Annotated in this window: 10 protein-coding genes; 1 reads left to right on the top strand and 9 read right to left on the bottom strand. The window is 45.7% G+C overall.

Translation table 11 applies throughout. From position 1 onward, the window contains the following. Window positions 1-190: 190 nt before the first annotated feature. From J8Z23_RS04615 to J8Z23_RS04590, 6 genes are all read right to left on the bottom strand, one after another. Window positions 191-1,660 (bottom strand): protein adenylyltransferase SelO, encoded by a 1,470-nt coding sequence (locus J8Z23_RS04615; RefSeq protein ID WP_256951270.1) that lies wholly within the window; start codon window positions 1,658-1,660, stop codon window positions 191-193. Between the two features lie 176 nt (window positions 1,661-1,836). Continuing rightward, a complete protein-coding gene (locus tag J8Z23_RS04610) occupies window positions 1,837-2,649 on the bottom strand; it encodes a hypothetical protein (RefSeq protein ID WP_005390499.1) in 813 nt (270 codons plus the stop codon). Between the two features lie 174 nt (window positions 2,650-2,823). Then, window positions 2,824-5,808 carry a M6 family metalloprotease domain-containing protein gene (locus J8Z23_RS04605; protein WP_301659165.1) on the bottom strand — a complete coding sequence of 995 codons (2,985 nt, stop codon included), beginning with the start codon at window positions 5,806-5,808 and terminating at the stop codon, window positions 2,824-2,826. A 356-nt stretch (window positions 5,809-6,164) separates the two neighbouring features. After that, window positions 6,165-7,532: a TrkH family potassium uptake protein gene (locus tag J8Z23_RS04600; RefSeq protein ID WP_134648050.1), complete on the bottom strand. Its 1,368-nt coding sequence runs from the start codon at window positions 7,530-7,532 to the stop codon at window positions 6,165-6,167. After that, the gene (locus J8Z23_RS04595) at window positions 7,529-8,191 is read right to left on the bottom strand and encodes a potassium channel family protein (RefSeq protein WP_006742864.1); all 663 of its coding nucleotides are present in this window, start codon (window positions 8,189-8,191) and stop codon (window positions 7,529-7,531) included. Before J8Z23_RS04595 ends, J8Z23_RS04600 begins: the two co-directional genes overlap by 4 nt. 252 nt (window positions 8,192-8,443) lie before the next feature. Next, window positions 8,444-9,652: a DEAD/DEAH box helicase gene (locus tag J8Z23_RS04590; protein ID WP_046874220.1), complete on the bottom strand. Its 1,209-nt coding sequence runs from the start codon at window positions 9,650-9,652 to the stop codon at window positions 8,444-8,446. 176 nt (window positions 9,653-9,828) lie between these two features. On the opposite strand from J8Z23_RS04590, the gene J8Z23_RS04585 reads away from it, so the two are divergent. After that, complete coding sequence (locus J8Z23_RS04585) at window positions 9,829-11,133, top strand: hemolysin family protein (RefSeq protein WP_167713406.1); 1,305 nt, start codon at window positions 9,829-9,831, stop codon at window positions 11,131-11,133. A 9-nt stretch (window positions 11,134-11,142) separates the two neighbouring features. Here the strand turns inward: J8Z23_RS04585 and J8Z23_RS04580 are convergent, their stop codons facing one another. From J8Z23_RS04580 to J8Z23_RS04570, 3 genes are all read right to left on the bottom strand, one after another. Then, window positions 11,143-11,883 carry a transglycosylase SLT domain-containing protein gene (locus J8Z23_RS04580; protein WP_134648048.1) on the bottom strand — a complete coding sequence of 247 codons (741 nt, stop codon included), beginning with the start codon at window positions 11,881-11,883 and terminating at the stop codon, window positions 11,143-11,145. Window positions 11,884-12,103: 220 nt separating this feature from the next. Beyond that, window positions 12,104-13,348: an NAD(P)/FAD-dependent oxidoreductase gene (locus J8Z23_RS04575; protein WP_046874222.1), complete on the bottom strand. Its 1,245-nt coding sequence runs from the start codon at window positions 13,346-13,348 to the stop codon at window positions 12,104-12,106. Window positions 13,349-13,355: 7 nt separating this feature from the next. Continuing rightward, the gene (locus J8Z23_RS04570) at window positions 13,356-14,423 is read right to left on the bottom strand and encodes a methyltransferase (RefSeq protein ID WP_167713405.1); all 1,068 of its coding nucleotides are present in this window, start codon (window positions 14,421-14,423) and stop codon (window positions 13,356-13,358) included. Between the last annotated feature and the right edge of the window lie 26 nt (window positions 14,424-14,449).

Genomic DNA, 14,449 nt, shown 5'->3' with positions numbered 1-14,449 from the left:
CATCCCATCCCGTCCATGAATAACTAGGTGTTAGGCGATGGGTACGGATGTTCAACAAAGAGCAATTAATGGACCATGTTAAAATTCATATGTATTTCAATAAATTAACAAAGCCCATTAACATGAACACAGAGTATAACGAGTGAATTCCACCCAAGAAAAAGATTCAAATGGGTGGGAAATGACCCATTTATGAAGAACAGCTTATCTCCATTTTCTTCCCCCATTCTGGTGGCAATTTCGCGTAATCATCAAACTCGGGCTGCTCATCAAATGGGCGCTTTAACAGTTCGGCCAATCGGTGTAATTCGCTAAAGTCCCCTTCTTCCGCTTTATCAATCGCCAACTGAGCCAAGTAGTTACGCAAGATGTATTTGGGATTGGCTTGACGCATCTGTTCGCAACGCTGTTCGGCTGAAATCAGGCCCCCTAGTTCATCAACCTCTAGCTCACATCGAGCTAAGTACAGATCAAGCCAAGCTCGCGCAGCTTCTCGGTCGAGAAACAAGTCGATTACGGATTGAGAAGAATCAGTATCAAGATTTGAAAGCGTTCTAAAGAAGCGAGTGTAATCCGTGTTATTTTGGTGAAGGAGCTCAAACATTGCTTCAAATAAACGCCCATCTTCCGCGATCTGGGTTTTTAAACCCAACTTCTCACGCATTAGGCGGCTGAACTGCTGACTCAACCGGACTTCAAATTGGCTCAACGACGCTTCTAAATCTTCTCGCTCAACGAGTGGCGATAGCGCATGCGCGAGTGCTGATAGGTTCCAAAGCGCAATTCTTGGCTGTTGGTCAAATGCATAACGGCCTTGGTAGTCGGAATGATTACAAATATATCCCGGCTCATAATCATCAAGAAAACCAAACGGGCCGTAATCAAACGTTTGACCAAGGATCGACATGTTATCGGTGTTCATTACCCCATGAGCAAACCCATACGCTTGCCAATAAGCAATCATGTCCGCTGTTTTCTGAACAATTTCACCAAACATTGCAGCGTATGGCTTCTCTGCCGATGCACAATCAGCAAAATGCCACTCGATCACTTTGTCCGCCAGCAACTTTTGCTCTGCCAATTGATTGGTATAGAAAAAATGCTCGAAATGGCCAAAACGCACGTGGGTCTCCGCCATACGAATCAACATTGCGCCGAATTCTGTTTTCTCGCGATAAACCGGCGTGTCACTGACCATCATGCCAAGAGCACGAGTCGTCGGGATCCCAAGCCCCGCCATGGCTTCACTACATAGATACTCACGAATGGTTGAGCGCAACACCGCCCTGCCGTCCCCCATTCGCGAGTAGGGGGTTAGCCCCGCGCCTTTGAGGTGAAGATCAAACCAAGTGCCATCTTGATGCTCAATTTCCGCCAACAGCAATCCACGTCCATCGCCCAAGTCTGGGTTGTAAACGCCAAACTGATGTCCTGCGTATTTCATCGCCAGAGGGCGAAACGGTTCGAATTCGCTTTGCCCAGAAAAAACCGCCAATAGCTCATCGCTTTGCTTTGCTGGTAAACCAAACTGCTGCGCAAACTCACCATTCCAAGCGACCCAACGAGTATTATCCAAGGGTTGCGGCTCGACCAAAGTATAGAAAGCTGACGGTAATTGACTAAAGCGATGGGTGAAACTGACCCGTTGCCAAATGGACATGTGGGGTTCCTTAATAAAAAGAAGTACTGCTGTCAGTATACGTGTGAACGTCACTGTCATTCAGCCATGAAATGGGCATGGGTATTTTGCGTGAATAAAGCGAAGGCGATAGGAAGGTGTTAACCCGCTGCATACCACCTCACAAACGGAAGTGGTATGTAAAAGCGATCAAATGATTAAGCGGAAAACTCTTCACCCGTTTTTGGTGGCTCTGATGGTGTATCAAAACGAGCGCGTTCAATGTCCACGACCGTTTTATAGCTCAACGATAACAAAGCCAACTGGTACGCACCGAAAATACCATAGGCAACACCCACAAGACTCAGCATGAAGAGGTTAGTAAAGTGGCTAAAGATAAGCTGACTGAGCAATCCCGCGCCCAATGGAATTAAGCCCATCAAAATGAATACTTGTTTGTTGTATGGTCTGCTTTGGTTCCACGAACGACGCAAGCTGCGCGGCTGATGATCCATTGCGGTCGCAGGCAATACAAATGACCAGCGCGCCATAACCCAATAGCCTGGAATGCTTGCAACCGTTGTGATAAACGCCATGGCGACAAAATCGGGTTCACCGCTTTCTGCAATATAGAGAAACGACAACACAAAGATGGGAATACCAATGACGAGCATCATCATCAACCCAAATAATATCCACCAGCCAATGAAACGGAATTCTCTGGCTGACAAGCGAAATACATCCAACGCTGAGTGCATGTAATCGCCAACCAAATAAATTCGGTGTACACGCACAGCCGCCATCGCGGCAACAAGTGGGTATAAAATGATTGTGACGAAATAAAATCCCGCGATGTTTCCTTCTTGAGCGTTCGCTTGATCTTGCCCCGTCATTTCAGGATACATAAACACAAAAATTGAGTGCACGATGATCAATGGAATACAAGCAATGACAATTGCGAGTAGGTTCCTTCTGACCATCACTGCTGCTTCTCGGCATATTGCCGAAACAGAAAAGTCCTCGGTTGACATACAACATCCTTAATTTATGAAAATCTGCCCATAGGGTAACCGCTGAATAGAAAAATCGCTTTAAAAATAATGAGAAACACATCTCATAAGATAATGAGAAGTATTAGGAAGTAAAACAGGCACAAAAAATAAGCCACTCAATGTGAGTGGCTTATACCGTAATTCGATATCGTTTTAGACGCGGCGTCGCCAGCCCAATGCAACGAGTAACATCAGAGCCCAATAAGAAACACTGCCGCTACCTTCAGAGTTCTTGAATGTCGTTGTTTTCAAGGAAGCGACAACCGTCACAGTCACTTCTCCCATTGCGGTAGCACCGTTGCCATCTGAAACCGTGTATTGCAGCTTGATGTTATCAACCGCACTATCCGGAGCTTGAAAACGAATTTTGCCATTTTCTACACTCGCACTTCCCACGCCCGTTAGGTTCTGTACGCTTTCTACAACCAGTTTATCGCCGTTCTCATCCGAATCATTGCCAGCAGCATCAATCACAATGCTTTCACCAACGGCAACGGTCGCCGTATCTGCTAGCGTGACTGGCGCTGCGTTTTGCATGGTTAAATTGACGGTAGCACTGGAGGTTTCATTACTTGGATCAGTAACGGTTAGACGGAATGTCAGAACCTCACCCGCTTTTATACCTTGAGGCACTGTAAAGCTTGCCGTAGCACTGGTCGAATTTCCGATAGAAACTGAAGTACCAGCCAATTGCTCCCATCGGTAGTTCAACACATCGCCATCCGCATCTGTGCTGTTTGCCGCCGACAACGTTACTTTCTGTCCAGCAGTAATCTCCTGGCTATCCACATCGATGAGCGCTTTTGGTGCTTCATTACTACCAAGTACTTCGACCTGCACGCTCACAACCGAAGACGAATACACGCCATCCGTAGACAGCAAACGATATTGGAAGCTGTCCAAACCAACAAAGTTAGCGTCAGGTTGGTATTGGTTGCCAGAAATAGTGCCATGCTCAGGCTTCTGCACAATGTCCACATTGAACTGATACCCTATGGCCATGAAATCATTGTCCATCAAGTTCAGATCGATTGGCGTATTCTTATCGGTTTGCAGTGAGTCAGCTTTCGCTTCAACAATGTTGTTCGCCTCCACATTCAAGAGTGCTGCAAACGGAACATAAGAGAACCCGGCTTGCTCTAAACCAAACGTACCTATCTCATTGTAATTACCAGTCCACATTACAGGCAGGGATGATTTTTCAGATTTTAGTAAGCGGCCAAAGTCAAAGTTCGATTCAAATTCACCGCCTTCTAATTCCACTACTAACAGGTGCTGACCCGCACTTAATTGGCTCGGTTGAGGGAATAAAATTCGGGATGGCTTTTGGAAGCTACCTTGCTGTAAAAGTTCAGCATTGTTCTGATTCAATATTAATCGATAGCCAATGTTTCCAGAAAATGGGAATCGCCAAACTCGATAAGTCATGTCACTTTGAGCGCTATCTCTTTGCGCGTAAAGTTGAAGGCCATCAAGCTCTGTATCACTATTCAAGTCCAGTGACACCGCCAGAGTGTTACTCCCACTCGCGTACACATAACCTTGGTGAAGAGAGTTCAGCCATGCTGATTTATTTGGTTCGTTTGTATGTTCAAGAGAAAAACTACCACCGTTGGTGTTGCTGGCAATGTTGGAAATACGAACCCCAGTATCAAACCCGGCGATCGCTCTCAGACCCGGGGTCGATGTATCTGAAATGACATTGCCACCATTAGGATACAAATCGCCGGCATCACTGCTTCCATCATGTTCTAACTCATTCAGACCATCGGCCTGCATGATTTGAACCTGCATCGCGCCAACATCGTTAAAGCGATTTTGGACATTAACCGACGTCGCTAGTATGCCTTCTGCCGCCAATGCTCGGTCGTAACCGCTAAAGGTACGGTTTTCCAAATAAACGCGTGGGCCAAACTCTTTCAAGTATGGGTCGAGATACACCAGTTTGAAATCGTCGTTGTTCACGGAAATAGGCATCAGGCTTTCATGAGTGATCGTTGGTACTACGAAACCAGCGGCGTGTTTGCTCCACGCACTCATGTTCACTGGCGTGTCTCCTGCGTATGAGTCTCCCGGTTTCTGTGCCCATGAACCACCGCCCATCACGCCCCAAGAACCGATCGAAGCATCACTGTTCCTTGCGTACAAATCCGGCAAGCCAAGCATTAAGTGGCCAAGCTCATGTACGATCACGCCTAACGTCGCTTGATGATCAACTTGGTAGTCAGCAAACACACAATAATCGGCAATTTTTTTGCCATCTAGGGCCACATCATCGTGAGAGAATTTATGCGGCCAAATAGAAGGGCGATCAAGGAATCCGGTTGAACGGTCGCCACCAGCAAAAATAAACATCACTGACAACTCTGACGGTTCTACGGTACCATTTTGATTGCTGTCGTAAGCCGAAAGATTAAAGTACGGATCCAGTTTTTGATACGCTTCGGTGAAGACCGCATTCAACTTGGCAGTGCAAGTCTTGTCAGTTGAGCTAGAGTGGCAATTTGGGTGGCTTTGCGCCACGGTCACATTGATCACACCATCATTCGCGGCACCATAACTCTCAATCGCAGGGACAACTTTGAATTTCCCTTGAGAGTTTTTATCAAAATAATCGACAACGCTTTGGCCATCGGTATTAAACACACGTTGTTCGAAGTCATGCACCATTGCTTGGTCATCAAAGGAGACTTGCACAACTAACAGTGGTTGTTGCTTCACCGATGAGCTACTCATCGCCTGATAACCTTGCGCCGAACGCAATAGATTTTGGCGCGCCATCGGTTCAATGGTTTTTAGAGAAGATAACTGCGGCTTAACTTGTAGATCCGGGCGAAACTTCGCCGATTCAGGCGCATCACTCGATTGAGTTTTAGCAACACCCGTCGAGCGTAACGTTGGGATGTCTGACTCGCGCTGAATCTGTGCAAAAAACCAAATGCCATCTTCATGAACCAAGGCATTACCTTGTTTATCTTCAAACCAGTGGAAATCGGCAGTGCCGCGTAAAATTGCCTCACTAGAGGTACCATCGCTCAACGCAATAGTATGCCAAACTGGTGATGGCGGAGTAGTTGCCATGCTCTTACCTGCAAGAAGCGCAGTTAGCATAGTCAAGGCGAGTGTGTTGAATTTCAAAGTACGGCTCCATCTTTTCGATTCGTTTAATACCAAGCACAGCCAGTACACAATAGCCCATAAACATAGAATGAGGTTGAGTGGCTAACGACTAAGGCTGGTATCAATTCGCTCAGATAACACAATATTATTTAGCATCACGTTACAAAGGCGTCGGATGCCCAAATACTTTTGTAAGTGTGGCTTCCGAGGGTATAAATTGAGTGAATGAATAGTATCGAAACAAAAGGAAGAAGAAATAAACTTCTGCGACTTTGTAGATAAAATTGGGCAACGTCCCACATATTTTATAAATGTACGAGCACTGCTATTAATCAGTGCTCGTTATGGTCGGTGGGGTGCAGATAAACACTACTTTACCCTGTAAGAACGGCGTCTTCTGGGTATTTGATTAAGGTAGGTTCAGGGCGGGCCAACATGTAGGCAAGCGTGAGTGGCCCGATACGACCAATGATCATTACCACGATCATAATGTACTTGCCAGGTTCAGAAAGCTCTGCCGTCAAACCAGCGGTAAGTCCTACCGTCGCAAATGCGGAAATGGTTTCAAACATGACCTTATCAAAGCTTGCCTTCTCTGTGAGCATCAATAAAAACATCGCGCTTGTCAGAATGGCGCCGCTCACAACGATAATGGCAAGTGACTTAGTCACGGTTTGCCAGTTTACGGTTCGTTTAAACATAACCACATGTTTCTTTTGGCGCAAAAAGGTCCACGTAGCCATGAACGCAACGGCAAATGTGGAAACCTTAATACCGCCCCCCGTTGAGGTGGACCCAGCACCAATCAACATCAGAACAATCATGATCAATAACGCTGGCTGGGTAAACTGCGCCAAGTCGACACTGTTGAATCCGGCCGTTCGAGCACTAGCGGATTGGAAGAATGCCGCCAACCATTGACCCGCCACAGGTAAAGATTCCATTGTATTTGGATTACTCCGCTCGAGTAACCAAAACATCACCGTTCCAACGAGGAGCAATATCGGTGTCGCGATAAGCATGATTTTGGTATGAAGATGCAAAAAGTGGAAACCTTTACGCCAGTTCAGCCAGATGTCTCCGACAACAGTAAAACCAAGCCCACCAAAAATGAATAACCCGGCCAGGGTAAAGATGACCAGCGGGTCATTCACAAAGCTCATCATACTGTCTGAAAACAGAGCAAACCCTGCGTTGTTAAACGCAGAAATCGCATGAAATAACGCGTAAAACATGCCAGTTTGCCAGCCCATTTCAGGAACCCAACGAACGGAAAGGAAAATAAACCCAATAGATTCTGCGACAAGCGCAAAAATCACAATCCGCTTCACCAGTCGGTTTAAATTGACCTGTCGATCTTGCCCTAGCGCTTCTTTCGCTAACGCTTGCTGGCGTAAGCTTAAACGCACACCAAACATATAGAGTAAAACCGCCGACAACGTCATCTGACCCAACCCACCTATTTGCATTAAAAGCATCAGCAAGATCTTCCCGGCTAACGTAAAGTGTTGCCCGGTATCGACAACACCAAGCCCTGTCACACTGATGGCAGATGTTGCGGTAAACAAAGCGTCCGTTATCGAAAGGCCGGTAACAGAAAAAACCGGCAAGGTTAACAGCACGGCAGAAGGCAGCAACACACCGAGAAAACTCAGCAATATAATCCGCGGCTCGCTACCCTTGCCTTTTTCTCGTTTACCATCTGGCGCGTAAAAAACGCCTTTTTGATGAAACTGCGTCATAGTGATTTTAATTTATTTGCCAGCGCATCTTGCGGGCCAACCACAATAATGAGATCGCCAATTTCCAGCTTGGTATTAAGGTCTGGCGCCTTGGTAATTTCTGGGCCCCGTTTAAACCCGAGTACTTGAACACCGTCAACTTTGCACAGTGCTAGGTCACTTAATGTCTTACCCATCCAACGAGATCCAATCACAAACTCCGTCATGGCCAAGCCACTACCTAAAGGGTGGAACTCAAGAACCCGTTTATCGAGCATTTTACGCGCGACACGTATCCCCATGTCACGTTCAGGCATGATAATGTGGTCCGCACCAATCTTTTGCAGGACACGCGCTTGAAATCGATCGTTGGCTTTAACCCATACTGACTTCACTCCCGCTTCTTTGGCGATCAGTGTGGCGAGAATACTGGCGTTAACGTCCGCTCCGATAGCAATCATCACCATGTCGTAATCATCAAGCTTAAGCTCAGCAACCGTCTCTTCGTGAGTACAATTAGCCACAATTGCCTGACTAACAAAACTGGCAGCTTCTTTGACTCTGTCTTCGTTGATATCAACCGCTAAAACTTGAGCTCCTGAATCTTGTAGCTCTTTACACACTGCCAAACCAAATCGGCCAAGACCAATAACGGCGAATTGCTTATCACCTGTTTTCATTTATGCCTCATCTTATGCATTCACTAGCAAGCAAAAAAGTCTGCGCCCATTCCTAACCTTGTGCAAACCTGAGGACAGAGAATTGACAAAAGCTTTACGAAAGCTGACTCACTTTGAGTGTTAAGCGTATGACATAAATTAACTTTTTTCCTCATTACGGCATAAAAGCCAACACTGTCAACCCATGATTGAATCTCCCTAAAACGCAAAAAGCCGCAACAATGCGGCTTTTGGATCGTAGGGGTAAACAGGCTATTTTGATTCGCGTTTATCGTGCGGTTTACGCTTGTTCTTAGGTACGTAATTTAAAATAGAAATCGGCACTGGCTTTCTTGGTGCAAAGCCGTCAATTTCCACTCGCTCTAGCAAGTGCCCTAAACGGCTCTCGATCATACAAAGGTTTTTAAAGTCATCTTTTGAGACTAATGAGATCGCTTCACCTTGTGCGCCAGCACGACCAGTACGACCAATACGGTGTACATATTCATCCGCTGGATACGGTAAGTCGTAGTTAATAACAACGGGCAAGTTATCGATATCAATACCGCGTGCTGCAACACCAGTTGCGACTAGGTACTGGATTTCACCGGCTTTGAACTTTTCTATTAATTCTTGGCGAACACGCTGATTACGACCACTGTGAAACGCTTCAGCCACAATGCCGCGCTTTTCAAGTTGGCTAACAAGCTTGGCAGCACCGTGTTTGGTTTCAATAAATACCAGTACTTGTGACCAGTCGTTTTCTTTGAGCATGTGACTTAACAGCGACGACTTCATGTCCTTATCGACGGTGGTGATCCACTGCTTGATGTTCGACTTAGATGCACTGTGTTTTGCAATCGTGATCTCTTCAGGATCAATAATCGCGTTTTTCGCCAAATCACGAACAGGGTTAGATAGCGTTGCCGAGAACAGCAGACTTTGAACATGTTCTGGCATGCAATCAACGATCTTATCGATCGCATCGATGAATCCCATGTCCAACATTTTGTCCGCTTCATCAAGCACTAGCATTTCCACTTCATCAAAGTGAATAGCGCGTTGACCATACAGGTCAATCAAACGTCCCGGCGTACTTACCACAATATCGACACCCTCGATCAAAGCTTGTTTTTGTGGCGCATAATCCACACCACCAAACATCGCCATTGAGCGCAGCGGTAAGTTTTTACCATAAGCTTCAATGCTTTGATGAACCTGAAGCGCAAGTTCGCGTGTGGGCGTAAGAATAATAGCGCGAGCGCGTTTTTTACGTTGCGTTTCGCCTTGACTAAGCTTTTCTAAGATTGGTAGAACAAAACTGGCCGTTTTACCTGTCCCCGTTTGTGCTGCAGCAATTAAGTTGCTACCACGCAGTACGATTGGAATGGCTTTTTGTTGGATAGAGGTCGGTTTTTCATAACCTAGCGCTTTTACTGCATCAGTAATCGATGCGCTTAAACCAAGCTTAGAAAATGGCATAGAAACGTCTCAACAGAGGAAATGGGCGCGTAGTGTATCAGAATCCCAGTGAAGTAACAGAAGGATTCATGCGCGTAGAGCCCGATAATAGAGCGCTGCATGATTTACTCGCAACATCACATTTCTTGCGCGTGAATCTAGTTATGCTGCTAACGTGTACATTACTGGGAAACGTTATGGACGTATTACTGCTGGTTGGATTAATCGCACTCAATGGCGCGTTCGCGATGTCAGAGATCGCTCTAGTCGCAGCCAAAAGCGGAAGGCTAAAATTAATTGCAGAACACAACGCCTCTGCCGCTTTAGCGCTCGAACTTAAAAACAATCCGACTCAGTTTCTTTCCACGATCCAAATAGGCATTACCGTGATCGGGCTACTAAGTGGTATTTTTGGTGAAGCAACGCTCTCAGTACCATTCGAAAATTGGCTAGTAACCCAAGGGCTAGAAAGAGAGATAGCAACGGTACTTTCAACGATGAGCGTCGTGCTCATGATCACCTACTTCGCGATTGTGGTGGGAGAACTCGTTCCCAAGCGCTTTGCACAAAACAACGCAGAAACCATCGCTATTATCGTAGCTTATCCGATCCACTGGCTCGCCAAGCTCACCACTCCTTTTGTCTTCTTATTGACGTTTTCAACCGATACTTTTCTCCGATTATTGCGCCAAAACGACAGCAACGGTGAGATTGTTACCGAGGAGGATATTTTTGCTATTGTTAGCGAAGGCTCTGAGTCCGGTGCGATTGAGCCACAAGAGCAATTGATGATTCGCAACTTACTCCACCTTAACGATCGTTTAGCATTATCGTTAATGACACCACGGTGCGATATCCATTACCTGGATGCCAACCAACCTATTGATGTCATCCTTACTGACCTTCGCCAAACCCAACACTCCGTATGGCCAGTCTGTAAGGGTAGTTTGGACAATATTATTGGCACCATTTCATCCAAAGTCCTGCTCGATGAATATGACGAATTGTCTATCAGTAAACTGGCTAAACAGCTCAAGCGTCCGCGTTTTGTACCCGAGTCCATGAAAGGGTTACCTCTCCTTAACTACATGCAACAAACCAGTGCGGAAATGGTCTTTATTGTCGATGAGTATGGTGATGTACAAGGCCTAGTAACCCTATACGACTTGTTAAAGTCAATTGCTGGAGAACTGGGCATGGCGCCACAGCAAGTGTGGGCCAAGCAACAAAAAGATGGCAGCTGGTTGATGGACGCGTTGATCCCGCTCAATGAGCTCAAGAATAAACTCGAACTGAACAGCATAGAAGGCGAAGAGCGAGAAGGCTTTCAAACATTAAATGGGCTTTTGACATGGCTTTATGGTCGAGTCCCAAATGTTGGGGAGCACATTCACTACCAAGGTTGGCGATTTGACATACTCCTCGTTAAAAAACATCGCATTATGCAAGTCAGAGTCACCAAAGACACCGATACACCAACTAACAATAGCGAAGTGGAATAAAGCACGGTCCTATCCCATCAAATTGGGCTGTAAACCTTTCTCTAGTTTTTTCCTCACTTTATAGGAAACATCATTAAGCGTGATTTTTCCTGTATTGTGACGATCGATACCCGCATTTTGTCGGTATGCAATCGAGCCTTGCTTGAACAAAACGAAAGAAGACGGTTTGCCAATCGCAGCAGGATAGAGAATAGCCATATACGCATCTTCCAGACTATTGATTTTATGGCGATATGGCCAGTAATAGGCTTTTACATAGTCAAGTTGCTCGACCGCGCTCATCCTCGCAAGAGTTTTCGTACTCACTCCTAATGACTCAGCGGTAGAGGGCATAAATTGAATTAACCCTGTCGCCCCACTTCCTGAACCATTTTTGATGCTTGGACTGAAGGTTTCAGCGGTTTCAAATGCCATGCAGGCCATCAGGTGATTAGGGTTGATCTCCAGCTCTTCACTAATACGAATGACTTTGCGTTTGAACTCTGGAGAAACTTTGCCTCCCCACGCCACCGCGTTCTCGGGATCAACAACCGAAGAGACAGTTGGCGCGTCGTGTTCTTTGACAATTCGAGAAAGTAAAGGAAGTGTTTGGCGCAGTCGACGGTTCGAACTCACCAAGCGAATTGATTTGGCAAGAAACTTATTTTTTTTTTGGTGCAGTTTTTGGAACTTTACTAATTTATACAGTTGCTTATAAACCGTTTTCACAACGAAGCCGGATTTAGGGAACACTCCCAAAATGTAATCCATTTCCTACACGTTTAATATAAATATCAGCAACAATGAGTATGTATGTGATCATAATCACTATAAATTTTCTCAAATTCGATACACCTCGAAACAAGTGGTCAAGATGTCTCCAGTAAGCTCGAAGTACAAATAAAAAGGTGTTGCCGAGAATAAAAAAGGTCTTACCAATTTCTCGGTAAGACCTAGGTTTACGCATTCTCAGCTAAGAGAATTTATACTCTTACAGTTCCGCTTCTCGAACCAGCTCAGCGAGCGTCGACAAACGTTGTTCGCTTTGCTTTACGTAAGGGTTGTTTGTATCCCAAGCGTATCCAGCCAAAATCGCGCTAATCATCTGCTTAATACGTGGATTCGGGTTTTGATAGAAGATCACATCTTGCAATGTGCCGCTGTACCACCCCTCCACATAAGTGCGGAATGTGTTTACCCCCACCATCAAGCGTTCCGAATACTCTTCTTGCCAGTCAACCACTTCACCATTTAATTGACGAGCTACGCAATCGGCCGCAAATTCCGCTGACTTCATAGCAATAGTAACGCCAGATGAAAATACAGGATCAAGAAACTCGCCGGCATTACCAAGCAGTGCGTAGTTTTCAGTCGCTAAGCGTTTGACGTTTGCTGAATAGCCACCCAACTCGCCTGCTGGATTTGGGTAATTCGCATTTCGCAACAAAGAAGCCAACCCCGGTTCTTCATTCGCCAACTGCTGCAAAGCTGCAAGCTTATCTTCTGGGTATTGCTCGAAAAACTCAGGCTCACCCACCACACCAAACGAACATGTACCATTCGAGAATGGAATTAGCCAGTACCACACATCGTGATTTTCAGGATGCACGGAAATCAGAATTTTATTACGATCGTACTCTGGCTCTTGTGGAGAGATACGATCTTCAATGTGAGTAAATATCGCTTTTCTTGGAGGAAGACAAGAAGGCTCTTCAAGATCCAACAAGCGTGGCAAAACACGGCCAAAACCACTCGCATCCAAAACAAAATCAGCTTCGATTTGATAGGTCTGTTTATCCGGCCCAACAACTTCTAAGCGAGATTTTTTGCCTTCAAACGCCAAGCTAACTAGCTCATGTTGATAACGAATATCGACGCCCTGCTCTGCGGCACTGTCGGCGAGCACTTTATCAAAACTGGCACGTTGCACCTGAAACGTCGTACCCGGCCCTGGGGTATATTTGTCCGTAAAATCGAACTGGGTGTAAACACCATTGCGACGAAATGCAGCGCCATCTTTATATTGGAAGCCAAACTGCTTTACCGCATTTGTCATTCCGGCTTGCTCGACAACTTCCATACATGCAGGAAGCAGGCTTTCTCCGATAGAGAAACGTGGAAAGGTGGCTTTTTCTATGACAACGACATCTATGCCACGCGATTTTAATAACGCAGAAACGGTGGAGCCAGATGGGCCCGCTCCTACGACGACAACTTGCTTGAGCTCTGTTTTCATTCTGAATTTAGTTTGCTTGTAGTTTTAATAAGGTGTGACCAAGGCCAATGTTGTCGGTTCTTTCGACGACAGATAAACCTGCCGCTTCAACAATTTCTAAGAAATCATCACTGCGATAAAAACGACTATTGCCGTTGGCTAAACAGGTAAAGTAGAGAGAGGTTGCATTAAGACTATAGGAAGCACCCGCGTATTTTTGGGCATCCCAAAATAGCTCCAATACGTAAATAGTATCTCCCTTCGTTAACTGGGCTTTGACTTTTTTAAGGATATTTAGGATCTCAATTGGTGAAAAGCAATCCAAGAACTGGCTCATCCACCATACGTCAGCATGCTCTGGCAATGTTTGTGCTTTATCAAGCATGTTGGCAGGGTATGGACGTACACGCTCGGCGAACTGGTTTTCTGAGACATTTGACATCGCCACTTCTAATTGCTGCGGCAAATCAACAATAGTAACTTCAACATCAGGATCATGCTTACAACACTGAATAGCCCATTTCCCGGTATTTCCGCCAATATCCACGAGGTGCTTTGGCTTGCTTGCAAACACTTCTTTAAGCAGTAATGGAAACGAGCGATCCGAATAGAAGTGATCGAACTTAAACCAACTCTGCTTAGCTTGGTCTGGCAGCGTCGACAGACCTTGATAAATAGTCTCCCAATTGCCCAACTCTTTCAAACCTGAAGGCTTACCTTCTTGAATCGCTTCCGTCAGATGCATCATCGCGGCGTAACAGACATCAGCCGTAAAATCCATGTTTGCGTTCGTCATACCATCGTGAAGAAGGTAAAAACCAAGGTTCGCAAGCGAATAGTTAGGTCTTTCCCATAAAACAATATGTGCGCTAATCGCCATATCCAACAATACTTTGACACCATATTCTGACACGCCCGTTTTCTCGGCAATGTCCATGGCACTCATGCCTTGTGAACCGGCGCTGTCTAGCGCGGCTAAAATACCTAAATCTCGGAGCGTTCTGGCGGTCTGGAACACGATTGGTGCAAAAGATAACTTCTGAGCTTCTGTTTTTGCTTCAAAAGCATTAAAAGGGTCATTATTTTGATTTAACACGGAAAAACCTAACTGCAATTAATATT

This window comes from Vibrio sp. SCSIO 43086, assembly GCF_051132235.1.
Classification (GTDB): Bacteria; Pseudomonadota; Gammaproteobacteria; order Enterobacterales; family Vibrionaceae; genus Vibrio; species Vibrio diabolicus.
The sequence above is the reverse complement of the archived record's forward strand: the minus strand, read 5'-3'. Positions and strand labels throughout refer to the sequence as shown.